Annotated in this window: 27 protein-coding genes; 12 read left to right on the forward strand and 15 right to left on the reverse strand. The window is 27.4% G+C overall.

Features of this window, described 5'->3' with window-relative positions; translation table 11 throughout:
- Positions 1-131: 131 nt before the first annotated feature.
- From V7Q02_RS13430 to V7Q02_RS13460, 7 genes are all read right to left on the reverse strand, one after another.
- Positions 132-1,310, reverse strand: coding sequence for a tyrosine-type recombinase/integrase (locus V7Q02_RS13430; RefSeq protein ID WP_333861556.1), 1,179 nt, complete (start codon positions 1,308-1,310; stop codon positions 132-134).
- 78 nt (positions 1,311-1,388) lie between these two features.
- Positions 1,389-1,592 carry a helix-turn-helix domain-containing protein gene (locus V7Q02_RS13435; protein ID WP_073539770.1) on the reverse strand — a complete coding sequence of 68 codons (204 nt, stop codon included), beginning with the start codon at positions 1,590-1,592 and terminating at the stop codon, positions 1,389-1,391.
- Between the two features lie 69 nt (positions 1,593-1,661).
- Positions 1,662-3,332, reverse strand: coding sequence for a DEAD/DEAH box helicase (locus V7Q02_RS13440; protein ID WP_333861558.1), 1,671 nt, complete (start codon positions 3,330-3,332; stop codon positions 1,662-1,664).
- Positions 3,333-3,781: 449 nt separating this feature from the next.
- Positions 3,782-5,077, reverse strand: a complete 1,296-nt coding sequence (locus tag V7Q02_RS13445; protein ID WP_333861559.1) for a hypothetical protein — start codon at positions 5,075-5,077, stop codon at positions 3,782-3,784.
- A gap of 692 nt (positions 5,078-5,769) precedes the next feature.
- Entirely contained in the window at positions 5,770-6,222 is a 453-nt protein-coding gene (locus tag V7Q02_RS13450) for a hypothetical protein (protein WP_333861560.1), read from the reverse strand.
- Positions 6,223-6,606: 384 nt separating this feature from the next.
- On the reverse strand, positions 6,607-6,792 hold the full coding sequence (locus V7Q02_RS13455) for a hypothetical protein (RefSeq protein WP_333861561.1): 186 nt from the start codon (positions 6,790-6,792) through the stop codon (positions 6,607-6,609).
- 70 nt (positions 6,793-6,862) lie between these two features.
- A complete protein-coding gene (locus tag V7Q02_RS13460; RefSeq protein WP_333861563.1) occupies positions 6,863-7,447 on the reverse strand; it encodes a hypothetical protein in 585 nt (194 codons plus the stop codon).
- A gap of 154 nt (positions 7,448-7,601) precedes the next feature.
- Here V7Q02_RS13460 and V7Q02_RS13465 point away from each other — a divergent pair, with 154 nt between their 5' ends.
- On the forward strand, positions 7,602-7,931 hold the full coding sequence (locus V7Q02_RS13465; protein WP_333861564.1) for a helix-turn-helix domain-containing protein: 330 nt from the start codon (positions 7,602-7,604) through the stop codon (positions 7,929-7,931).
- 14 nt (positions 7,932-7,945) lie between these two features.
- On the opposite strand, the gene V7Q02_RS13470 is transcribed toward V7Q02_RS13465, so the two are convergent.
- The 4 genes from V7Q02_RS13470 to V7Q02_RS13485 all read right to left on the reverse strand — a co-directional run bounded on the left by V7Q02_RS13470 (position 7,946) and on the right by V7Q02_RS13485 (position 11,073).
- On the reverse strand, positions 7,946-8,134 hold the full coding sequence (locus V7Q02_RS13470; protein ID WP_333861565.1) for a hypothetical protein: 189 nt from the start codon (positions 8,132-8,134) through the stop codon (positions 7,946-7,948).
- 56 nt (positions 8,135-8,190) lie between these two features.
- Complete coding sequence (locus V7Q02_RS13475; RefSeq protein WP_333861566.1) at positions 8,191-9,042, reverse strand: hypothetical protein; 852 nt, start codon at positions 9,040-9,042, stop codon at positions 8,191-8,193.
- A gap of 94 nt (positions 9,043-9,136) precedes the next feature.
- Positions 9,137-10,069, reverse strand: coding sequence for a YqaJ viral recombinase family nuclease (locus V7Q02_RS13480; protein ID WP_333861567.1), 933 nt, complete (start codon positions 10,067-10,069; stop codon positions 9,137-9,139).
- Between the two features lie 68 nt (positions 10,070-10,137).
- Positions 10,138-11,073 carry a DUF932 domain-containing protein gene (locus V7Q02_RS13485; RefSeq protein WP_333861568.1) on the reverse strand — a complete coding sequence of 312 codons (936 nt, stop codon included), beginning with the start codon at positions 11,071-11,073 and terminating at the stop codon, positions 10,138-10,140.
- Positions 11,074-11,279: 206 nt separating this feature from the next.
- On the opposite strand from V7Q02_RS13485, the gene V7Q02_RS13490 reads away from it, so the two are divergent.
- The 8 genes from V7Q02_RS13490 (at position 11,280) to V7Q02_RS13525 (ending at position 18,982) form a co-directional block, all read left to right on the forward strand.
- The gene (locus V7Q02_RS13490) at positions 11,280-12,902 is read left to right on the forward strand and encodes a cell wall-binding repeat-containing protein (protein WP_333861569.1); all 1,623 of its coding nucleotides are present in this window, start codon (positions 11,280-11,282) and stop codon (positions 12,900-12,902) included.
- Between the two features lie 82 nt (positions 12,903-12,984).
- Complete coding sequence (locus V7Q02_RS13495; RefSeq protein ID WP_333861570.1) at positions 12,985-13,839, forward strand: tetratricopeptide repeat protein; 855 nt, start codon at positions 12,985-12,987, stop codon at positions 13,837-13,839.
- A 177-nt stretch (positions 13,840-14,016) separates the two neighbouring features.
- Entirely contained in the window at positions 14,017-15,420 is a 1,404-nt protein-coding gene (locus V7Q02_RS13500; RefSeq protein WP_333861571.1) for a type I restriction enzyme HsdR N-terminal domain-containing protein, read from the forward strand.
- Between the two features lie 7 nt (positions 15,421-15,427).
- Positions 15,428-16,390, forward strand: coding sequence for an N-6 DNA methylase (locus V7Q02_RS13505; RefSeq protein WP_333861572.1), 963 nt, complete (start codon positions 15,428-15,430; stop codon positions 16,388-16,390).
- Positions 16,387-17,817 carry a restriction endonuclease subunit S gene (locus V7Q02_RS13510; protein ID WP_333861573.1) on the forward strand — a complete coding sequence of 477 codons (1,431 nt, stop codon included), beginning with the start codon at positions 16,387-16,389 and terminating at the stop codon, positions 17,815-17,817. Before V7Q02_RS13505 ends, V7Q02_RS13510 begins: the two co-directional genes overlap by 4 nt.
- 218 nt (positions 17,818-18,035) lie before the next feature.
- Positions 18,036-18,251 carry a DUF3791 domain-containing protein gene (locus V7Q02_RS13515; RefSeq protein WP_333861575.1) on the forward strand — a complete coding sequence of 72 codons (216 nt, stop codon included), beginning with the start codon at positions 18,036-18,038 and terminating at the stop codon, positions 18,249-18,251.
- The gene (locus V7Q02_RS13520) at positions 18,248-18,727 is read left to right on the forward strand and encodes a DUF3990 domain-containing protein (protein ID WP_333861576.1); all 480 of its coding nucleotides are present in this window, start codon (positions 18,248-18,250) and stop codon (positions 18,725-18,727) included. Before V7Q02_RS13515 ends, V7Q02_RS13520 begins: the two co-directional genes overlap by 4 nt.
- Before the next feature lie 3 nt (positions 18,728-18,730).
- Positions 18,731-18,982, forward strand: coding sequence for a hypothetical protein (locus tag V7Q02_RS13525; protein ID WP_333861578.1), 252 nt, complete (start codon positions 18,731-18,733; stop codon positions 18,980-18,982).
- A 296-nt stretch (positions 18,983-19,278) separates the two neighbouring features.
- Here the strand turns inward: V7Q02_RS13525 and V7Q02_RS13530 are convergent, their stop codons facing one another.
- Positions 19,279-19,416, reverse strand: coding sequence for a hypothetical protein (locus tag V7Q02_RS13530; RefSeq protein WP_333861579.1), 138 nt, complete (start codon positions 19,414-19,416; stop codon positions 19,279-19,281).
- A 283-nt stretch (positions 19,417-19,699) separates the two neighbouring features.
- Here V7Q02_RS13530 and V7Q02_RS13535 point away from each other — a divergent pair, with 283 nt between their 5' ends.
- From V7Q02_RS13535 to V7Q02_RS13545, 3 genes are all read left to right on the forward strand, one after another.
- Positions 19,700-19,987, forward strand: a complete 288-nt coding sequence (locus tag V7Q02_RS13535) for a helix-turn-helix domain-containing protein (RefSeq protein WP_333861580.1) — start codon at positions 19,700-19,702, stop codon at positions 19,985-19,987.
- A 126-nt stretch (positions 19,988-20,113) separates the two neighbouring features.
- Positions 20,114-20,476, forward strand: coding sequence for a helix-turn-helix domain-containing protein (locus V7Q02_RS13540; protein WP_333861581.1), 363 nt, complete (start codon positions 20,114-20,116; stop codon positions 20,474-20,476).
- Positions 20,477-20,530: 54 nt separating this feature from the next.
- Positions 20,531-20,683 (forward strand): hypothetical protein, encoded by a 153-nt coding sequence (locus V7Q02_RS13545; protein ID WP_333861583.1) that lies wholly within the window; start codon positions 20,531-20,533, stop codon positions 20,681-20,683.
- An 80-nt stretch (positions 20,684-20,763) separates the two neighbouring features.
- On the opposite strand, the gene V7Q02_RS13550 is transcribed toward V7Q02_RS13545, so the two are convergent.
- The 3 genes from V7Q02_RS13550 to V7Q02_RS13560 all read right to left on the reverse strand — a co-directional run bounded on the left by V7Q02_RS13550 (position 20,764) and on the right by V7Q02_RS13560 (position 24,332).
- Positions 20,764-22,074: a S8 family serine peptidase gene (locus V7Q02_RS13550; protein WP_333861585.1), complete on the reverse strand. Its 1,311-nt coding sequence runs from the start codon at positions 22,072-22,074 to the stop codon at positions 20,764-20,766.
- Positions 22,075-22,428: 354 nt separating this feature from the next.
- The gene (locus V7Q02_RS13555) at positions 22,429-22,890 is read right to left on the reverse strand and encodes a hypothetical protein (protein WP_333861586.1); all 462 of its coding nucleotides are present in this window, start codon (positions 22,888-22,890) and stop codon (positions 22,429-22,431) included.
- A gap of 5 nt (positions 22,891-22,895) precedes the next feature.
- Positions 22,896-24,332, reverse strand: coding sequence for a hypothetical protein (locus tag V7Q02_RS13560; RefSeq protein WP_333861587.1), 1,437 nt, complete (start codon positions 24,330-24,332; stop codon positions 22,896-22,898).
- Between the last annotated feature and the right edge of the window lie 258 nt (positions 24,333-24,590).

Consider the following 24,590-nt stretch of genomic DNA (forward strand, 5'->3'; position numbering starts at 1 on the left):
ATAGTATTATTCTTCTATATTACTATAATTAGTGTTCCCATTCACGTGGCAAATCTTAACTACATTTCTGGATTTACTTGGTTCCGAAATATGAGATATAAGAATAAATTCTCAAATAGAAAAAGAATCACTTAATTTGATTCTTTTTCTTCAATATATTGGGATATTTTTTCATTAGCAGACAATAAAGCACTTTTTTCTATATCAGTTGAAACATGAGTATAAGTATCAAGTGTAATTGCTATTGAACTATGCCCTAGACGTTGACTTACAATTTTAGGATGAACATTTTCTTTCAATAACATAGTAGCATGAGAATGTCTAAGGTCATGGAATCTTATTTTCTTAAAATTATGCTTTTTTACTAATTGAGCAAACCTTTTACTTATATAAAGTGGATTAATAGGATTCCCATTTGATGTAGTACAAATATATCCACTTTCTATGTATGCTTTGCCATACAATAATTTATTAAGACGTTGCTGCTGTTTTTGTTTCTTTAAATTTTCAATTGTGTTATCAAATAAATTAATTACTCTCAGAGAACTTTTAGTTTTAGTCTTTTTATCACTTAAACTCTTCTTTAAAGCATCATATCCATAGTTGCGTTTTACCGTAAGTAGTTTTTTATTTATGTCTATATCCTCCCATTTAAGACCTGTGATTTCCGATTGTCTTAACCCAGTTTCAAATGCTACAAGTACAGGTAAATATATTAATTCCTCTTTTATTTTATCTAGAAAAGAATAAAAAGTTGAATTATCCCATACCTTTGTTTCTGTTTTTTCTACACTTCCATATTTTATATTGGACATAACAGTTCTATCTATAGTTCCATCACGTACAGCATCAGTAAGGGCTTTATGTAGCATCCTATGCACTTTTAGTATAGTCGATCTACTAAGCCCCCTTTTAAAATTTGAATATACTTGAGGTTTTTCAAGATTTTTATAAAATTCTTTTATTTGTAAGCCTGTAAGTTTACTGATAGGAATTTCTCCAAGATGATTACTTATATGAACACAAAATTCACTATAACGCTTTTGTGTAGAAGAAGAAAGTGAAGAGCCTTCGGTTTTAAGCCATCTTTTTAAATAATCTTTCAGTAAAATTTTATCCCCCGAAAAATTATGCCCATTTGATGATTTCATAATTACATCTGCAATATATAATTGAGCTTCTTTTTTACTCTTGAAACCTCTTTTCCTTAGTTGATTCCTTGAGCCATCTGATTTTCTTGGCAAATCAACTATAATATCATACACTGTTTTACCATTTTTTAATTTCCTATTCTTAATTGAGCCTTCCATTTTAAAACCTCCGTACTACATAAAAATTATTATTTAAGCATGTTTAATAATAAACATACTTAAATAATTTAAAATATTTTAATCAATGGATTTAAGTTTTAATAGTTCTTCAACCGATTTTCCTAAAATAAAACTCTTCAAAGATATTACGGGTATTAATATCTTCTTTCCAACTCTTGTAACTGGTTTGATTTTATCTTGTCTAACTAATTCATATACCTTTGCTGGAGAACATTTTAAAATATTTGAAACTTCTTTCACAGTATATAATGATAGTTCCATTTATAAACTACCTCCTCATTTTTATAATATATAAATAATTTAAATTACTTTATCAAATTTAGAAGCTAATTATTTAACATCCTTCACCAATGTAGATACTTTATCTTTAATTTTTATATTATAATTTAAGTTATAATTCTTAAAAATTTTTCTCATTTTAGTTGCTTTGTAATTGGGTCTATCCTGACGATCTCCTTCTTGCATCCCATAAGCAGCAGTAGTTAAAGTCTTAAACTCTTTCTCAAAAGAATCAAGTTCATCACCTGATAATGGAATGCCACAGTATTTATCTAAAAAATTTATAAAATCAGCTTTATTTTTATCCGGATCTACATAATTAATATATAAACTAGGATTATATGTTTCCTTTAGCCCTATCCAAGAAAGCTGTTCTAAAATAAAGGCTTCCTTATCTCCTCCATTTAAGCTATCTATAATCCTTTCAAGAAAGGATTTATTATTATATAGTTTTTTTTCTGCCAATTCATTCAGACAAAGTTTTTGGTATTTATTAAAATAAAATAATCCTTTATAGATATCATTGTTAGTGAAATTTTTATTTAAAAATGATACAGGATTAGAATTAAATCCATTTATAAATCCGCATTGTTTTTTTATTATTGATAATTTTGCATTTATCTCTTCTACTTTTCCTTTATACAGATAAAGATTAATTTTTTCATTATCTGTTATTCTCTTTCTGCCCAGCATTTGCAAAAATTCAGTTTTGTCATATGAAAAAATAATAATATTTTTTAAAAGAGGATCTTTTAAATTAATTCCATTATCCAAAACACTTGTACAGATTAATACTTTGCAATCAAATTTTTCTTCATTTACAATTTGAGTATAAATTTTTCCATCGGTATCTTGGGAATCCTTAGATTCAGCAGTAATAAAAACAGCATTGTTAGAACCAACTCTCTCTAGTAGCCTTTTTCCTCTAATTTTAGAATTTATAAAAAGTATTGATTTGTACTCTGAACAATCCTTGTTTATTAACTCCAGTATCTCTTCCTCTGAATTGAAGTATCTTGTAGAAATATAATTGTAATCACGCTTAAAATTATAATATAAAATTTGTTTAAAATACGGATAAGGCTTAAGCCTTTTATATAGGGCATATTCAGAAGTATACATAAGTTTTTTTTCTTCCTCTAAAATTAAAGAAAAAATTTCATCTGGTGTAGATGTCATGTATATTCTTACTGAGTTTTGGAAAGCATTTATACTTTTTCTTAATATTTCACTAGTTTTATTATTAAATAAAGCATCGCTTATAAAAAAATGGCATTCATCGAAGACCACTATAGAATACTTATTGGGAGAAAAAGTACTAAGTGTACTTCCTAATTTTTGGTATGTTATTATTTGAACACTTTCACATATTTGAGTTTCATCTAATCCTTCAAGAGTATAATACTCTAAATACTGCTCACGACCTATTAACTTAGCTATCCGTTGTTTTTGCTGACGATTAGATGCAACTCTATTACTTATAATCAAAATTCTATAATTATTTTGCAAGGCGTCTTCTATAAGAACATTTTCAACAAAAGTATTTTTTCCCATGCCCGTTTGTGCCGAAATAAATATTGGGCTTCTGAATGTCCAGTATTTAAAATTTTGTCCGATCCCATCAGTAACATACTTTGAGTCTGGCTCAATTATTTCTACCATATCATCATCAAGTGGATTGTAAGGCCTTTTACATAATCTAACTTTTATTTCTTGGTTCATAAATTACCTCCTCAATAATTAATCTAAAATAATACTGTATCAGATTATGAAATTATTTAATTTAACTATTTCATCTTAATTAAGTAGTCCTATTCTTTACATTAAAATATGGTATTTAATTTTTTATATGTATCATTATATAATCATAGAAATGTAATTTGTAAATTATCTAATATATAAAAATAAATTAGATCTTATATTTCTAAATAATTTTTGTTAAAAATGAAATATATTTGTAATCCAGAATTGGCATATCCTAAACTTTTTATAAAAATAAATACATAAAATTGATTTTATTGTTTAGATTTACATAATATACTGTTATTTAATGGATAGAATGTGAATTAGATATGATTTTAAGATAAAGAAATTAAAAGACTATCTTATGGCACTTAAGTTAAAGATAGTCTTCATATGATTTATTTGATACACAAGATTAACAAATCTGTTTAATTATTCAAACTGAATAGGCTAAATAATATTTGTCCTAATGCATTATTTAGAGCACTTTGTATTGAATCTAAAATTTCTAAATTATGAATTTTTTCTTGAAATTTTTTAAAGTTAGTATGAATTTTAAGTGCTTCTTCATAAATTTGTAAAGCAATATTATTAATTATATGAACATCATTAGGATCAATAGAATTATTTATATATTTACTAAGATCAACTAACTGTAATTCCCAAGGGATATCAAGTAGTGATCTGATATTTTTTTCCACATCAGCAATATTTATATTTTTTTCTAGTAATGACTTAATATATTTTCTAAATATAATTATTATACTATCTTTATTATCTGACAAGTAATCCAATCTTGATGAATATTCATGAATATTGGATTTTATTAAATCTTCATGATTGGAAAATGTGCTATTTAGAATATATTCATAAAAGCTTAAATTTAATTGTTCCTTATAATCATCACGTATAGATTGAATATCTTCAGTTGAAATATTTTTAGTAGTATTCAAAATAGATTTTTTAAAATCTATTTCAATTTCAGGATTTAAAGAATCTATATCTTCACGAAGAAATTTTTTGAAAGTTTCAGATATAAGATAATCAAGGCTATAATTCTTTTCTGTAGTTAAATAATGATCTTGTCCAAATTTTTCTTTTAGTACTGATTCTGTATGTTCAATTTTTTCCCTATTATTACTATTATTTAAAAAAGTTAGTAGATATGAATATATCCAAGTATCTAAATACTTTACTAAATTGATAATAATATCTCCATTACTTATATAATTTTCATGTGCCATAATATCAAAAGCTAAAATTAATTTTTTCAATAAAAGTGGGATATAATTACTTACTTCTGAATTTAATTTGTAAACATAATGATCTTGCATGTAATATTTTAAATAATTGGGTAAACAACATATATTCTTAATTAAACTATTATTATATTCAAGAAGAGCATCTACACTAAATATACTTTTATTTCTCCTCTTATCATATATAGGATTTAAACCATGGGTCATCTTTTGTTTTAATTGCAATGCTAATAATGGAGCTATTTCATATTTTATATTATAATTAGCAGTTTCCTCATTGTCTAATTTAAGGCAATTCTTATCTAATTTATAGTATTCCATAATTTGTGTTATATGCTGTCTAAAAAAGCTTTCTTCTATATCGTACTCTTTAAGAAATTCATCCTTAGTATAATCTATTATTCTATGTTTGTTAGTAAATTGAAGTAAATTTTTTTTATCTTCTTTTGAATTTTTATCATTCATAAAAATAACACATCCTTTTCTAAAACATTACTTAAATAGTAATGTAAAATACTACTTTTTTCAACATTTTTTGCTATCATTTTATAAATAAATGTATCCTATATACAAAACTATTAATTAAATGAGGGATGGGGGTCTTAGGGGGAAGGGACAAATCGGAAAATCTATAAGATTTTCCGATTCTCTTGTCCCTTCCCCCTAAAAAAAGTAAAGGCTACGCCTTTACTTAATATTAAGTATTTATCTATATGTTAATATTGTAAAAAATAAATAATATATTTCTATTAAATGCAATTATAGCTACTTATACAAATAGAGTTCATTTTTCTTATATAGCATTGTGACAACTCAATTTGTCATGACAAATAAAAAAGAAAAACTTGATTTCTCTCCCTTAGCCCCTGAATCACTTGATATATAATATTTTTAAAACCTTACTTTTACCAGTATTCAATGTCTTATAAATTGAAATTCTACCACTTGCTGATATGTCACAAAACCTTTATAGGCTTAAAATATACTGTCATAATACTTATTGCATAGTAATTATCATTAAATTATAATTATATATTATATATTTGATAGCTATTGCGAATGCATCGCAATTACCTATATGGATTCACAGAAAATTTTGATTTAATCCAATATCCAAACTATATAAAAATAAGTGATAGGAAAATCCTACCACTTATTTAATCATATTCATTTAATTCTGGATCATTTTCATATATATCCACAGATGTACTTTCCGTATTGCTATTAAATAATCTAGCTCTTTCATTTTCGGGTATATTGGGATTTTCCTTATAATATTGCTCCATTATATCATCTAAAGATAAATAAACACTACACATATCTGAAAACTCTAAAAATTGTACATCATCAAGCGATTTCATAAATACATCACGATTTATCTCATATTGAGATATAGAAGATAAATTATTAGAAAGTACCATAAGAATATTTCTAGTCGCTTTAATTTTTGATGGTATCTGTATTCCTTTTATATTCATATATTCAGAACCTATAATATAAAAATCATAATTTGCTTGTACTATTTGCCCTTCTTTACGAATATAAAAGTTATCATGTCCTTCAAGATATAATTTATCTAATTTATTATTTTCATGTATATAAAATTCCATTTTTACATTTATACCATGATAATCTCCTGTACAAGTGACAAAATATTTGTCGTCTTTAATTTTTGATTGCTTCCATACTGTATTTTTTTAAGTAGTTTTTGCTAAGTAACCCATTTTAATATTTAATTCGTCAATTTCTAGATTTTTTATCATAGTAATAAATCTAGTATTCTCTACAGCTTTTTTTAATAATATCTTTTCTGTCCAAAAAATATAGAAACAGTAATAAGCAATAATACAGCAATAGCAATGACCGAATAAAGTAATACGGTACTTTTTTTCATTTTAATTCCTCCATTTATTATCTTCAAAAAGAAAGCATTGTATAAATCCCCTGTCATAGCATTTATGTAAAATAACTTTCATTTAGTTCTATCTAACTTATTATCTTAACTTACCCATTAGCCTTGATATGATCCATATAGGAATAACGATCCACCCTAAAAATAGAGCAATAACTAATTTACTAAAGAAATAATTATTAAATGTACCAAAGTAAAAGATACCTAATTTATTCTGTAAAGATGTAAGACAACAATATGCCACAATTATATATACCAATATAATCATTTATGTATCCTCCTTATGTATTAAATTGAAACTTAATTTTTAGCTATTATCTATATATAAGAAATAATACTTATTTTTTATATTTACTACTAGGGCTTCCTTTTAAACTATCATTACTTGTGTCAAAGTCACCAACCACAGATTCATTAAAATGCTTTCCATATTCATCATAAAGTGTATCTAAAAACATTTTCGCTGAATAAGCATCGGAAGCATAGGAGTTTACAGAAGTATTAGCATCAGTTTTAAAGAATGCAACATTAAAAGTATTATCTTTTTCAACAGCAAATTGAATCTTAGCTGTCCTGGTTTTTCCAGTACTTGTATCTTTTAGATCAACTTCAACTATATTTTTGCCTTTAGATTCAAATGAATCCCATGTGCATTCAGTGAAACTTTTTTCTAATACTTGTCCTACCGAAACCGATTTATAGTTTCCAAGATAACCTGTTTTCACTACATCAACTAAATTAGTTTTTGAAGTATCTGAAGAATCTAAAGCACTCATAACAGCTATAAAAATTATAAATATAATTGCACCTATAGCAAAAGTTTTTAATTTCGATCTTTTATTTTTCGTTCCACAGTGAGGACAGATTTTTGCTGATGTAGCAATCTCTTTTTGACATGTTTTACATAATTTCATTTTAGACATAATAACAACTCCTTAAATTTGTAAAATTTTAATGAATAATTAACCATCTTGTAAAATATTATAACAAAATACAACTATTAGTCAATATAAATAATACATATAGTATATTAAATATATCATCTACTACCACTAAATTATAAGTGGAGGTAGATGAATGAATTATATTGCTTTAGGAAAGAGAATAAGAGAAGAAAGATTAAAATTAAGATTAACTCAGGAAAAACTTGCAGAGGATGTTGATGTAAGTAGTTCTTATGTGGGACAGATAGAAAGAGGAGAAAAAAGTGTCACACTTGATACATTGATCAGAATTACAAAAAGATTGGGTGTAACAGTTGACTATCTCTTAAAGGATTCGGTAAATATGGAAAATAATAATTTTATAGACCAAATTAAACAATTATTACAGGGCAGAAATATAAAGCAAAAACAAATGGCCTTAGATGTATTAAAAGTTATGCTCTCTCATATGGATGATGCATAAAAACTCATTATTTATTAGATATCATCATTAACAAATTTTGGATTATGGACAAATTTTATATCATAAAGTAGTTTATTAATGGCATAAGTAATAAATTGTTCTAAAGACAGTGAAAGTTCTGTACAAGCTACATTAATTTCTAGCATTAGCTCTGTATTTACAATATCTATGTTTATAGTCACACTGGAATTCAATTTTTTCATATAGTACACCTCTAATTTAATTTTTATTTGAATTTAGGTAGGAAACCACTTTCTGCCTAAATCATATTATAAATATTTAAATATTTTATAAAATCACATATTTGTGGTGATGAAAGCTGTTTAATTTGAGATACTTTGTATCTCTTTTTAATAAGTTCTTTTATTTCACTGGTTAGTATATTGTTATCTTTTATAATTGAAATAAGCTCATAATGATATTTTTTATTTTGAGGATATTTTGTTTCAGCTGAGTCATTGGTATTATTATTTTGTATTTTAGTAATATTTCTATCATCATTAACATTATTTAATGGTAATAAATTGTCTTCCATATCTTGAGTAAATAGGCCACTTGAACGGGTGGCAGATAAAACCGCATCTATAAAAGCTCTTTTTTTAGCCATCTTTAATATATTATTTACAATACTGTAACCGTCTTGATTTTTATATTTTCTTTCCCTGTTATTACAGCTGCCTATTCCTTCTGCTTCAATTAGACCTGTTTTCTTATTAATTAATATGGTTTTTATTTCATAATGAAATAAGGCTTTCTCCCAATCTTCAACCCTGTTCAGAATTTCAATTTTTTTAGAAAAGCCAAAGATATCACAAAGTTTTTCAGCACCAGATTTAAATAACGAGGGTTTAGAACAGTTGGGTATAAAACCATAATCTATATTTATAATCATCATTTCTTTAACAAAACTTTGAAGCAGCTCTACTCTATTCTTGGCATCATTAAGAGTTATAGCAAAATCAGGTACAATAGAAATACCTTTATTATTTTCAGTACTGTTGAGCGTAATTACATTATTAGTGTCCTTTTTAATAGATTCAGTATTGTTTATAGAATTATCGGCTTCCATTGTATTTATCTTTTTAGCCAATTTATATTTAAGATCTGACATTTGATATAACACCTCCATTTCACATTTTTAAATAAATAGAAATGCTAATCATAAAATTTCATTTCTCATGATTAGCATTATTTTTTCATAATATTTATTTTATATTAAGCCTCCTGAAACTGGATTTAACAGTATATTTCTTGTAAAGTTCAGGTTCTTCTTTCTTTAATTTTTTTGAATCAAACTTTTCAGAATATATAGTTTTCCATGTAATAATCCAGTTTTTAACTACAGCGGTTTCATTATCTCCAATCATAGACTTTAATTTATTTGCCGCCTCATTCTTCATTTCAGAAACTTCCTTTTCCTTTTCTTTATAAAGGTTGTATTGATTTAAAATATTTAAAGCTTCATCAGGAAGTATAACTTTACTATTTTCCATGCAGCTTGGATAAAGTCTGTTTAAAAGTTCTGTAGAAGCTTCAGAACCATCAATTTTAGGTGGGGTATTTGCACGCACATGATTCCAGAAATCATTTTCGATTTTTATTATCATATCAATTAATTCTTCATCTTTTCTTATAAGTTTATATATGAACTGATTACCTCCAATTAAAACAGCAATATAAGCGGCCTTAAAATTTGTTATTGCCATATAGTGCTGGATTTGAAGCATATATTCTTCTGGTATGCTTTTCTCCCACTGACTTTGCTTAAAAGCCGAAGCTGTTTTTGCCTCAAATATACAGTTACCAAACTTAGTATCATAGACAATGCCATCTATGTTAGCAAGCATAAAATTATATTTCTCATGTTTTAATATGGAATTTACGATATTTACTTTAAGATTAGTTCTAATAGTAAATTCCTCACGTATTATAGGTTCCATCTTTGTACCCCAGTAAGCAGCTTCGCCACTTTCTTTAGGCTTAATTTGTCCTGTTTTCTCCATCCAAAGTTCAACTGATGACTTATATTTATTTATACCACATAAAGCTGCAACATCACTGCCGCCAATACCTTTATTTCTAAAATTTAACCAATCCTCTCTTGGAATGTTTTTAGTACCTATAAGTAGTTTGGTCATAACAAAAACCCCTTTTCCTATACAAATAATAAAAGAATTTACTAGATAAAAATAGAAAGTACTGATATTTATACAATACTTTCTGCAAGTGCATAGGCTTTGTCTATAAGAGGATTACCATCAATAGTCTTAGAAAACAAATTTTCTTTATAATTCTTAGTTTTACGTAAAGGATCAATATGCGTTGCAAAATCAGATGCAGCATTTATAAATCTCCAAGATGTCTTAGGTAAGTCTATCAGATCAGGAGCATCAAAATACCTTAATTTCATATCATCCCTTAATAGATTTATATTTTTTTCTTGAGTTTTACTTGCATTGTCAGGTAAAGGCAAAAGTAATTCTATAAATTCCAATACTTTTTCATCACTTATAGTTTTTCTGCTTAGATAGTGAGCTTCATAATCAAGATTTTCCATGTAACTTTCCGCAAGAAGTAATGTTTTCATAGCTTCATTGAGTTTACTGCTAATATTCCCTGTGTGAATAGTTGACCATATTCTCTTGGCATTGGAAAGAGCTAGGTTCAAAGTATTATTACATACAACTCTAATAGGAGTCATGGCAACTTTAATAGCACCGGTGCCATCATGACTGTTTGAAAATACCATGTAAGGGGTTACCTCATCATCAAGAATTTTATACTTATCCGGCAGTTTGGCAAGAAGCCATACCTTCCTACCATTTTGTAGACTTCCTGCCGTTTCATATTTACAGCCTTCGCCAATTAAGCTGTCTGTAAAAGAAAAAGCTTCTTTATTTTGAACTATTTTATATCTGTCAGTTACAACACCTAAAACTTTGTCATCACTTTCTCTAATATTAGCCTTATAATTGGATATAAGAATATTGTCACTGGTATAGATAGGTTTTTGAATTACATTCCAATTAAGTCCTGACAATTCCAAGGCTTTCTGGGAAGATAGAGCTTCCCCTACTTTTGTTCCTAGCCCATGCCAAGGGGTTTCTCTTACATAAAACATAGTTTCTACATTTGCTGACATAATAATCAACTTCCTTTCAAATATATATTTATTGTTATTCATAGATATAATATATATTTGAATTTTTTATGAAAGACAATTGTTATTTAGTCAAGCATAGACCATAAAAATACATTTTAAAATTGGTACAATATATATATATGAAGGAAAAACAATATAATTGTAGAAATATATATAATAATAATTGTTTTAAGGGGGAGATTAACTTGAATAAAAAAATAAAGAAAGTATTTGTAAGTTCTACTCTTACATCTTTGGTATTGACCACAACTTTAACATTAACATCAGCTAAAGCAGATGCAGGAAAAGTAACGAGACTAGGTGCAGAAAGTAGATATGCTACATCATCACAAGTTGCCACAAATAATTGGACAAACAGTGATAATGTAGTACTTGTAAGCGGTGAAGGTTATGCAGATGCTGTAAGTGCGTCAGTACTTGCAAAGACATTAGATGCACCTATACTTTTAACTAGTACTTCTAATCTCAGTATAGATACTAAATCTGCATTAAATACATTAAATCCCAAAAATATATATGTTATAGGGGGAGAGGCTTCTGTACCGCAATCTATACGTGATGAACTAAAAAAATCTTATAACTTAGTAGAATTAAGTGGCAAAAATAGATATGAAACAAATGCAGCTGTAGCAAATGAGTTAGTCAAAAATAATGGAATAAAAGCTGATAATGTAATAATTGTAAGTGGCGAAGGATTTTCTGATGCTTTATCTGCAGCTCCTATAGCAGCTGTAAAAGGTGAAATTTTACTCTTATCTGCTAATAGCATTGAGTCTATTAGACCAGCAGCTGATTTCATAAAATCAAATAAACCAAATGTTACAGTTATTGGGACAAAAAATGTAATAAACAATGATACATATACAGAACTTCAAGCATCCGGTAGAATAGATGGAGGTTCTAGTAGATTTGATACTAATTTAAGAATCTTAGATGCATATAAATCAGATTTAAAAAATGATAAATTGTATTTTGCAAATGCATCAGGAAATGGCTATGCAGATGCATTGGTGGCATCGGTGTTAGCTGGGAAATACTCAGCACCTCTTGTATTAATTGACAGTGAAAATTCACCTGATACAGCTAAGGCAATAGAATATATAAATAATGTTGTAGATAGAGATAAAACTGACATTAATGCAGTTGGCGGAACTAGTGTCATACCAAATTCTATAATAAATTCTATAACAAATCCTAATATTGAAAATAGTAACATAGGTAAAAATTTAGATAAGTCAACAATAAATTCTATTGAAAATTATTTTTCAGATGCTTTTTCTCAATCCACAATTCCAGAATTTACATCTGGTGAAAATATAAATAGAGATTGGATAATCCAGTCATTTTATTATAAAGCAGAAAATATTACTTATGAAGGTATTAATTCATATACAGATTTGGATGGCATAGAATCAATTGCAAGAAAAAAAATAAATCCTGATATTGTCCTCCCTAGAGATGGGGATTATTCCAGTCTTAAGAATGATCCTAGATGGCTGGAAGGAGAACAGAAATTCACATGGACTCCTGGTGACTTTGATAGAGGCCCTATAGAAATAATTACAAATGCCTATGAAAATAATGGTAACTACTATGTTACTGCAATAGACTCTTATTCCATGACTGGTGGTAATGATATTTTTTATAATGGCATAAATATAGGATCAAGAAGTTATAATGCAGAAACTAATAGCTATGATTATACATTTACCACTGATGTAAATAATCTTGATAAATACCAGTATGTTCTTAAACCTAATGGAGCAGGTAGTTTTTATATAATGTCAAAGACGAAAATTAATAAATAAAATTTACTAAAATTAATAATAATCGCCCTGATTAAAGTACAGGGTGATTAAATTAAAATTAGAAATAAAGGGGAAAGTCTGAATGAATAAATATAAATTTAAAAAAATCGCCATACCATCATTAATACTCTTGGCATTAATAGTATTTGGATTTGGAATAAATAAATATAATAAAAACCGATCATATAATAATCTAATAACTCAAGCAAATAAATATATGAATTCTGGTGAATATGATAAAGCAATAGCTATATTTGAACAATCCTTAGATTATAAAAATGATCCTAATATCAAGAGAAGTATGAAATTAGCTGAAAATTTAAAAACAGTTAAAAGTATTTATGATAGTGGATTGAATTTGATAAATAATAAGGATTATGAAGGAGCAATACAACAATTCCAAAAAATAGCTAAGGAATATGATAAGTCATATAGTAATGCCCAAAAGAAAATTCAGGAATGTAAAAAGAGCCTTATATCAAAAAATATAGACTTAGCTAATAATGCTATTAAAAATAGCAAATATAATGAAGCCACTGAATACATAAACAGTATACTTAAAATTGATTCTAATAATATAGAAGCCCAAAAATTGAAAGAAAATATTGATACCTTAGAAAAAGAACAACAAAATAATCAAACTGTTCAAGTTGCACAGACAACTAGTAGTAATACATCTACATCAGAGGAAGTTAAACAGTATGTAATAAGTAATATTTTTCAAAATGATACTAGCATGATTGCCAATCTACATGTAGGAAAACCTTGGGTTATTGATGGAGTTACTTATTATGGGATAACATATGCAAGAAATACTCCAAGTCAAAGTGTGAAATTATTATGTTTAGATTATACAAATAAAAAAACACTTAGTTATGATGAGATGGATGAAATTCTTGCTCCTTTAGGAAAGTCTTCTTGGGATTTACAAGATTAGTAATCAATAAAAGTTTGGGTCAAATGAAGTAGAATATAACAACCTTTACTATAATCATTCACGTAATATTAAGCTTTATTATAGTCCTTATATACAATATGTTATAATAACTATACTGTAATAATATATTATGAATAATTGAATTTATAACATATATAACCATAATGGGGGTTCAAAATGAAAAATATACAATTAGATAACTGTCCATCCGAATTAGTTAAATTATTAGAAGATGGCATAAAAAATAAACTTTTTCAAATAAAAGATAATGAAATTACTTACATAGCTCAAAATTTTACTGATAATTTAGCTGACGAAGAAGAAAAGATAAGGGCAGCATTATTTTACGATCTAGTTAAAAAATATGGATACAAAAATAAAAAGGAGATAATAGATTTTGAATTTAATAGAATCATTGGGCATCCTTATAAAAAGACTTCAAGTAAAATTGATATCATAGTTTACAGACAGGATAAAACACCATATGCAATTTTTGAACTAAAGTCTGAACAAGATTATGATAAATACTATGAAGACTCTATAAAAACACAACTTTTTGAAAGAGCTGCTAATGAAGACAAATCAAAAGGTTATGTAAAATATTTAATTTATTATACAAGATTTTATGAAGATGGTGAACTTAATGAGAAGTTTGTAACAATAGACTACAGCTTATATAAAACTTGGGACGACTGGGAGGAATCCGGAAGACCTAATTTGCGTGTTATTCCTCAAAACTATGGTATAATTGACAAACCGCCTCAATTCATTAGTGGTAGCAAATATCAAGCTCATATGCTAAGAGCCAGTGTAAGAAAATATGAACTAGATAGAATAGCAGAAGATTTAACAAATGTTTTATGGGGTGGCGGACAACATCAAAATGAATTATTTTATAATCTAATAGGACTTTTTCTTACTAAAATATATGACGAAAAAACAACTAGAGCTGGTAAAGCTTATAGATTTCAAATATTCTATAATGGTGATAAAAGTGAGCTACCAGAGGAAGTTTATCACAGAATTAATAAGATGTATAGAGGGGAATGGGATGAAGAAAATTCAACTTATTCAGATTGTGCACTAAAGTATTTAATAGGATTCAACGACGAGAAACTTAAAAAAACTCCAGACATAGTTTTTAATGCAAATAAAGTTAAATATGTTGTAGAAGCATTACAGGAAATATCATTTACTTCTAATAAATATGATGTATTAGGAGATTTTTTTCAAAAAATAGTAAGATCAGAATTAAAGCAGACAAAAGGTCAATATCTTACTCACCATAATATTGTAGATTTTATAGTCAAGGCAATTGACGTAGAAAATTTAGCAATTGATTTAATAAACGGAAAAGAAGGCAGACCAAGATTGCCATATATAATAGATCCCTCATGTGGATCAGGTACATACCAAATACAATGTATGAAGGAAATTACAAGATCTATATTATCAGATATGGATAAAAGAGAAAAAATTCAGATAGCTGATGATATAGATGATTTTTTAAGTGTTAACTTTCCAAAACATAAGCAAAATGCTTGGGCTAAAGATTATATATGGAATAGAAATATATCCTGATTTAGCTATGGCAACAAAGGTCAATATGGTAGGGCATGGTGATGGATCTGCTAATATACTACCGAATGATGGATTGATAGATTTTGCAGACTATCCCAATGGCAAGTTATTAAATGTAAAAAAAGCAAGCAATGTATATCCTAAATATGTAAACGAACAATTTGACATCGTAGTTTCTAATCCACCATTCAGTATAACTGTGGATAGAGAAACAGCTAAACAATTTCCAAAGCTGTATATACAAGGCGAGAAAATACAAAAATCTCTAAAAAAAGAAAATAAAAAAATTATAGATACTGAAAACTTATTTATAGAACGTTGGTATCAATTATTAAGACCTAAAGGTAGATTAGGCGTTGTACTACCAGAGTCAGTATTTGATTTATCAAGTAATAAAGAAATACGATTATTTATATTTAAATATTTCTGGGTAAAAGCTGTTGTTTCATTACCTTATCTTGCATTTGCACCATATACTATGACGAAAACAAGCCTTTTATTCGCCCAGAAAAAAACTGAGAAGGAAGTTGAAGATTGGAATGATAACTGGGATTGGTATAATAAAGAATTTATCAAAATAAAAAATCAACTCGATAAATTAAAAAAGAAAAAAGAAACTTCTAGTCTTCATGATAATTTTGTGGAAATTTTAAAGAAATATTTATTATCTATTTTTGAAACAGAAGATGAAAGTCTTACAATATCCCAGCTTAAAGATAAGTACGAGGATGATATTAAAATGGTAGATGCCGATTGGTGGATATTTAGCAAGATGAGTAATAAGTATAACTATTCCATATTTATGTCTCATGCAGAAGAAATAGGCTACAAGAGAGGAACTAAAAAGATAGAAGATCGACCAAATGAGTTATTTAGCTCAGTATGCATAGATGATTCTAATTATGTTATTATAAATGAAAAACCAGAAAAGATACTAGATTACTTTAAGCAAAGTGTGGTGTGGGAATGATTACCAATGTCAATTTATCAGATATTAGTAAAAGTATATTTTTACGATTAGGAGCTAGATATACAAATTACTGGAAAAACCTTAACGGAAAAATATTTAACTTTAATTATCGTCAAATTGAATTAAAGCAATTTGTAAAAATTGCAAAGATAAAAAATGTAAAGAAAGGTGATCTAACTGAGGAATATCAATTAATAGATCTAGCTAACATAGAACCAGGTATAGGATTTTTAAATGACTTAGATAAAAATATTGTTAGTGAAATTGGATCTGATAAAATAATATTGGATGGAGCCGACATAGTATTCTCTAGACTAAATAGTCACATAGGGTATGTGTTTTTAATGGAGGATATTCCTAATTCAAAAATATCGGTAATTGGTTCTACAGAATTTTTCCCATTGAAAGTAGATAATACTACAATTCCTAGCAAATTATTGAAATACTACTTATTACATAGAGAATTTAGAAAAAAAGCAATCTTCATTCGAACAGGAAAAAGTCAAAGTCATCCTAGAATTCAGGTGGAGGATTTCATGAGGTTTAAATTCCCTATTTTACCTCAAAAAGTATCAATAGAATTAATTAGAAAAATAAACATATTTGAGGATGAGATTAAAAAAAAGAAACTGGAGTATGAGTCTCTGCAAAATATAATAGAATCTGTATTTTTAAAATACGACATTAAAAAACCATCTTTAGATGAAAACTTTCATATAAAGATAAAACCTATGCTAAGTAATATAGCTAATCAGAGATATATGAGAATTGGTGCAGAATATATGAGTTTTTGGATGCTCAGAAAAGGATGTTTATTCCAAAGTGAAGATAAAAATAAATATCCTATAATTCCAATGAAGCGATTAATAAGAAAGTACAATGCTACTGTGATAAAAAAAGGTCTTATGACAGACACTAGAATATTGGTTGAATTTGAACATATACAATCCTTAAATGGCAAAATTGAGAATCTTAGTAACGTCGTTACAGAAGTAGGTTCTGATAAGATAGAGTTTGGAAATGCTGATTTTTTAACAAATAAGTTAAGGCCATACTTAGGTTATACTATTATTAATCCAAAACATTTAAATATTATAGGAACAACAGAATTTATACCATTTTCTATAATAAATAAATTAAACACTTCTGTTAATTATATTAGATATGTATTTCTTTCTTCAGAATATTTAAAGCAAAGTAAATTGTTAATGAGCGGGAAAGAGCATCCAAGAATAAATATCTCAGATATATTAAATATTCGAATACCTTTGCCGAAATTAACAATTCAACATAATATAGTTAGAGAAATACTCCAAAGAGAATTGAAGTCAGCTAAGATACTTAAGGAAATAAAAGTTATAAGGGAAAAAATAGACAATATAATACTTGATACTTTAAATTATACAAAAATAATTAAGGAAAAGTAACATCAAAAAATATAGAATCATTAATGCTACTAATTATATAGTCTTTGTAATATATATACTTTTTATATCTCAATAACCACATTTAGAATTCTTTAATATAGTATTAATTTAATTATATAGATTTAGTTACTAAATAAATATACAAATTAAAAATTGATTAACAAAGATTATAATTTTATAATATAGATAGTATATAAAATTACTTAGAGGGTGAATCTATGGATGAAAAAAAATTGGAGTTTACTATATTTTGCATTGAAAGTTTAGCAGAAAAATTAGGAATAAGTGCGAAAGAAGTATATAAAATAATCACAGATACAGATACTTTAGATAACTATATTATTCCATGTTATGAACCATTACACTCTCAAAGCAAAAAATATATAGTAGAAGATTTAATAGAGGTGTTAAGAGAAAGGGGAGCATTGAGTTGATAGTATATCATGGTTCTTATTGCATCGTAGATAATCCCCACGTATCTTTCTCCAGGGATGCATTAGACTTCGGAAACGGATTCTATGTAACACAATTAAAATCTCAGGCAATTAACTGGACAAATAAGTTTATAAAAAGAGGAAAGAGTGGATATCTAAATACATATAACTTAGAAATAAATAAAGTTAATAAACTTTATAAAGTCAAAAAATTTTTAAGCTACAATATAGAATGGCTAGACTTTATACTTCAGTGTAGAGCAGGAAATAATATTTATTTAGAATATGACATAATTATAGGTGGTATAGCTGATGACAGAGTTTACAATACAATAGAATTATATCAAGCCAATTTAATTAGAAAAGATGAAGCCTTAAAAAGATTAAAGTACTACAAACCTAATCAACAAATATGTATTGTTAACCAGGAAATTATTAATAAATATCTAAAATATGAAAAAAGTAAGGAAGTATAAAATATGGAAGCTAATAAAACATTATTGCAATCTCTATATAAAAATATAATTCTAGAATTCTCAAAAAAAACTGGCAAAAAATTAGATGAAAGTATGGACTATTTCTATAAATCCCAAACTTATGAATTAATAAGCCAAGGTATAGGAGATTTGCATTGCAAAGGATTTAAATATCTTACTGACGAATTAATGCTAGAATATGGAGTAATTGAACATAAAAGTTATCCAAGAGAATTTGTTCATTATAAAAATTAATATAAATTTGGTCACAAAATGGTCACAAAAAGTACTACATCACAGTGGATACAATTATATGTCACTATAAATTAACTTTAATAGGCCCTGTATTTTCAATACTTTATAATATATAATTATTTATTGTTATATAGGATTAAAAATATATTTACGTTCTCCAAAACCGTTGGTTGTGGGTTCGATTCCTACTGCCCCTGCCAGAATAAAGCCTGTAATATCAACGTATTACAGGCTTTTGTCATGTCCGTTTATTTTATTCATTTTTGGGTTTTGGTTGTCTGATTTTTAGACGTGCATTAAGATTCCGTTATATTCGTATCTAAAATAAAGAGTTTCAACTCTCTAATTATTGATTTAAGCTTTACATTCTCCTCTCTTAAAATTTCATTCTCATCTTTTGATTTTTCTGCATACAATACTTTTTCATTTATCACCCACGGTTCCCCCTTTGTAAATTTCAAAACATCCGTTCTAATCAACTATTATAATAATACCATAAAATTACTAATATATCCACATGATTCTTTTTTTAAGACTTTATTTACCATCTAAAAACCCCCTATCCTTGATATTTAAACGATGCACCTTTTATTGCCTATAATGATACCACAAAAATATTCCTGGGCGGAATATCGCATTGCAAAATTAGACATTCCATTATTTGCTTGTATAAAACAGATGAATATTGTCGTAAAATGTAACGTTGAGGTGGTATTTTTGTTTAAAAATATGCGAAAAAAATTAGGACTTACGCAACGTCAAATGGCTAAAAAGCTTGGTATAACTCAAGGTACATTAAGTAAGCTGGAAAACAATTCTGTTTATAAAATCAATATTATAAAAATTATCTTTATAAGGAAGGTGTGTCATATTTTTTTGATATGCCCCATAATATTATTTCTATATTTTTATGATGAAGAATTCTATTGCCCTTTTTCTTCCTTGAAAAATAAATGTAAATATTGCAAACGTGAAAACTGTTCTTATAGAAAATCGGGAAATTAACTTTATGTTTTTATATCGTTATACAGACGTCTATTTTTATTTACAGTCTACATGGCGACATTTCGTAGATATATACTCATTTTATGGTAGAATATCCCTGATATATGTTTGGATGGGAGAATTTACATGGGATTAAAAAAGTCTTTTGGAGATAAAATCTATGATTTGCGTATGGGGCTTGAGTTAACTCAAGAAGAATTTATTGCACGACTTAGTCCACCATTTTCCAGAACAACTTTAAGTTACATAGAAAATGGTATATCTATGCCTAGTGCAGAGTTTATAAAGGCCACATGTGAAGCGTATAATGTATCTGCCAATTGGCTCTTAGATATAAATAGTACTGATGCTGTACCATTAACGATAAAAGAAAAACAACTTCTGGATAAATATAATGAATTGTGTGCGAAAAATAAACAACTTGTTTTCAACTTACTGGATGCCCTTAATTATAAAATTGATAAAGATGAACAGAAAAACCCTGGCTAAAATAAAGCTGGGGTTTTATTATTTCGTTTTATAATGTGGGATGAGGTGTTATTTATGAACGAAAAAACTACTATATATTTAGAGCCTGATTTGAAAAAGGCTGTTAGAATAGAACTTGTTAGAGATGGAGAAAATCAAAGTTTAAGTAATTTAATAAATCAGTTATTATATAAATGGTTGTCTGAAAAAGAAAAAGAGGAATATTGAATTTTCCTCTTTACTATATTTTTTAATTTATATCATAAGTCATAAAGCTTGCGACATAAGGCTTCTGTTCTAATTGAGAATTAATTAAGATTTTTTAATTCCTGAGAAGATACTTTTTCTATAAGCTTTTGTGTATTTACTATTTTGCCTAAATTATATTTTTTTCCTTCTTTCTCTATTTTCACTACATCTCCTGTATTTAATACTGCTTTTAGAAATTCATCTGGACTTATATTAGGATTTACCTGGCAGCATAAAGTATATAAAGCTGCTATATAAGGAACAGTCCAGCTAAGTCCACCTTCTCTATAAAATACATAATCTGATTTTCCTGTAGGTGATGCAGTACACCTGCTGTCCATTGGTACCATAAAGTTCTTTTCTATATTAAATCTTTCATTATGAAATTTTTCATTTTCAAAAAATGCATCTCTCCAAAATATTCCTGGTTCATAATTTTTAAAATCATCTGGATTTTTCATACTCTCTCTTCCAAGTCCCCAAAAACTAACTCCATAATATTCATCGAAGCTTGTAGAAACCACTAATATTCCTTCGTCTTTAGCCCTTTTTACTGCTGAATCTATCTCATTAAATCCTTTTTGATCTTTGCTCCATCCTATAGACATAGAAATGACCCTTATCTTTTTTTCTTTAGGTAGAGTTTTATTTATTTCTATAATTCTATCTATAGATTTTGCTAAATACTTAAAATCAAAAGAAAAACCAGTTACCATATTACTTAAAGTAAATTTTCCATGAGTTTCTGCAATGTAATATAAATCTGCCTCTGGTGCAACACCTACAGTTTTTCCTACTGCAATAGAGCTAACAGCTGCCCCATGCATAGATGCGCCACTCTCTTCATTATTATGAATCTCTTCATAAAATTTTAATCTATCTTTATATTCTTCGTGATCGGTTAAAAGAGTTTGATCAATAATAGCCATGCTCACGCCTTTTCCTGTAATGCCCTTTTCATGAAGTTTTCTTAAATTCAATCCTGGGTTTTTTCCATATTCCATAATGGCTTGTCTATCAAATTCTTTTGGAATATCAGAAGGCCATTTTGTTTTACTATCAAAATCTGCATACATTAAACTCTTTAAGTTATTTTTAACATTAAGTTCTGATAGATCATAGCTTCTTAAATCGACCTGCCACTGTTTTTTTGAGTTTTCATCATATTTAGGAAGTTCTTTAAGCTTTCCTCTTTTATAATCCATAACATTAGGTACTCTAGCTATTCCACTATTTCCATTCACCTTAGAATCTGCATATTTGCCTAGTGGAAAATTAAAAGCAAATATTAAAAATAACCCTAAAACAGTAATAAATATAAAAAATATCTTCTTTTTAAGACTAAATTTTTTGATGTTATTTAGCATCATTCTCCCCCCTAATGTAGTTCTTGAATTTAAGATTACATTTGTAATCAATATTTATCAAGGATATGGTTAACAATTTTCCCTCATAATACCTAAAGCTCGTAAAATAAAAAACTGAGATACATTTTATTACACTTACGAATTAATATATAACCATCCATACCAATATTATACTAAATATAGAAAAATAATTAAACAGCAAACTGAATTTTCAAAATAAATATAAAATGTTTAAAGTTGGGTATAATGGTTAATACTATAAGAATACTTTAAAGTCACTCATTTATGTTCTAATTGTAAAAGCCCTGGGTTTAACCTGGGGCTTTCTAAATCCTTGATTTGACATAATGGTATATTTTACAACTGATTAAACAACTTATCAAATAGTATTTTATTTCTTTTTTGTGAATCTTGGATTAGTTTGCCATAAGGGATAATTTCCATATATGCTTTATATGAATCTATATATTTATAATATCCCATGCTATCTGGAGTTTTCTTCAAATCTTCAAGTTTTGCATATCTTCGCATCTTGTTGTCAATGTCGCATAAAATATAGCAAAAAAATCTAATGTTTTCGGTATCACTTAAGAATTCTCCATCTTTACTTTTAATTTTCCCTTCTATAATATCATCCATATATTCCTTAACTTGTCCAATTGGATTCTCTTCATCCGTATAGTTTTCTCTTCCAGGTCTTTTAAATTCAATTATAGTTATATTCCTATATGGTTGCGTATTCTCGTCTGTAAAAGCAAATGGGGAATCAAATATAATGATGTCTGGCTCATTTCCACTCTTGGATTCAATTTCACTCATGCTTTTTAGTTTTGTATCTGTGATGCCAAATGATGATGGTATGCTAATTTTTCATCAATTATCCATAAATTATGTTGTAAGTAATCTATGTCATCCGATGTTTTGGTCATAGGAAAAATTAACTGGTGTATATTCTTTTCATAGGCATACCTTTTCTGTTCAAAATCTTTAAATTTCAAATTAGATGCTAAAATGTCTAATACAGCTTTTCTATGCATAACATATTCAGCCAAATTACCTTTACCCACATCAGATAATTTCTCAGCATAAGCTGTTCGTTTTTCCATGTATTTTTGATAGTCAACTATATCTTTTTTTGCCTCTTCTTCTAATCTTTTACCTTCTTTTTTCAATTCAAGTTTATATTTTTGTTCTTGCTTAAAAAGTTCCATTTCCAGTTTATCTTCGTCAGTAGTCCATGGTATGTCACTTAATAAATCAGAACAATTTTTTAACAACAATCTATATTTAGGATTTTTATTAAACACATAGTCTTTAATAAATGCTTCTTTCTTTCGATTACTTCCATTTATATCTTCTTCTAAAAACTCGGAGACTTTTTTCTTTACTACATTAAAGATTTCAGCAGAACCCACCTTTTCTACCATGTTTTTTTGTTCTGGAAGGTTAAATTTAGTACGTTCTCGATTAACATGACTATCCAAGGCAGTTGAGAGTACATACCCGCTGTATATAAATTCTCCTTTTTCATCTTGTAACCTAGTATTCAAATTAGTAAATAACTTTGTCAAATAAATTTGCTGTACTGCTCTATTATGTGCACACAAATTTATTTCATGTCTATCTCCTGATACCATATAATTTTTAGAATGAATAATTTTTAAATCTATACCATTAGCATTAGCTGTAACAATATCTATATTCCCACTAATATTTTCCCTATAGATTTTATCTACATCAATTGTATCCCGATCATCACTAACTAAAATTTTAGGAGCTTTCCCTAAAACGTAATATGTGAAACAATGATTTAAAATATTTCTAGCAATAGTATCTAATCTTTTAGGACAATTAGATTTATATTCATGTCTTAATGTATTTAGCCTAACCTTAGTTTCTCTTATACTTTCATCTTCAACCTCTTTAATACTCAAATTATATACTTCGTTGTTGGTATCAAAAAGAAACTTTCTTTGTTTTCGTTTCCCTTTTTCATCATAAATGCTTTCGACCTCAACATCACAAAATGCTTTTAACCAAAGCATTCTCCCTACTCCCTTACATCCTTTTTCAAGCTTGTGTTCACTTGCATAAGTATTAAAAGAATTATAATTATCATCTGTGAATCCGATTCCATTATCTTTTATAATTATATCTTCAATGCTTTGTATTGAATTTAGCACTGCCTCATATAATGGCAGAAGAGGCAATGTCACTGGCAGCGTATGTAAATTCACTAGCCCCTTAAAATTCATATTCATAACCTTATACCTCCAACTCTATTTGCCCGTTCTGAAAATATTTTTTAAAGATATTTTTATGTAATTATAACATATTTTCTCCAACTTTGATGTCAAAATTCGTTAACTATATAATCTATAAAAAATCCCCTACCAGAAAATCCAGCAGGGTTAAAGTAAATTGTGTTTTTGGAGTTTAGATTCAGAAATTAAATTGTATTTGTGTATAATGGACCCAGGAATTCAGACAAAAAAAGAGTTGAATTATAGTTAGGTTCT

It is taken from the genome of Clostridium sp., assembly GCF_036781005.1.
Taxonomy (GTDB): domain Bacteria; phylum Bacillota; class Clostridia; order Clostridiales; family Clostridiaceae; genus Clostridium_B.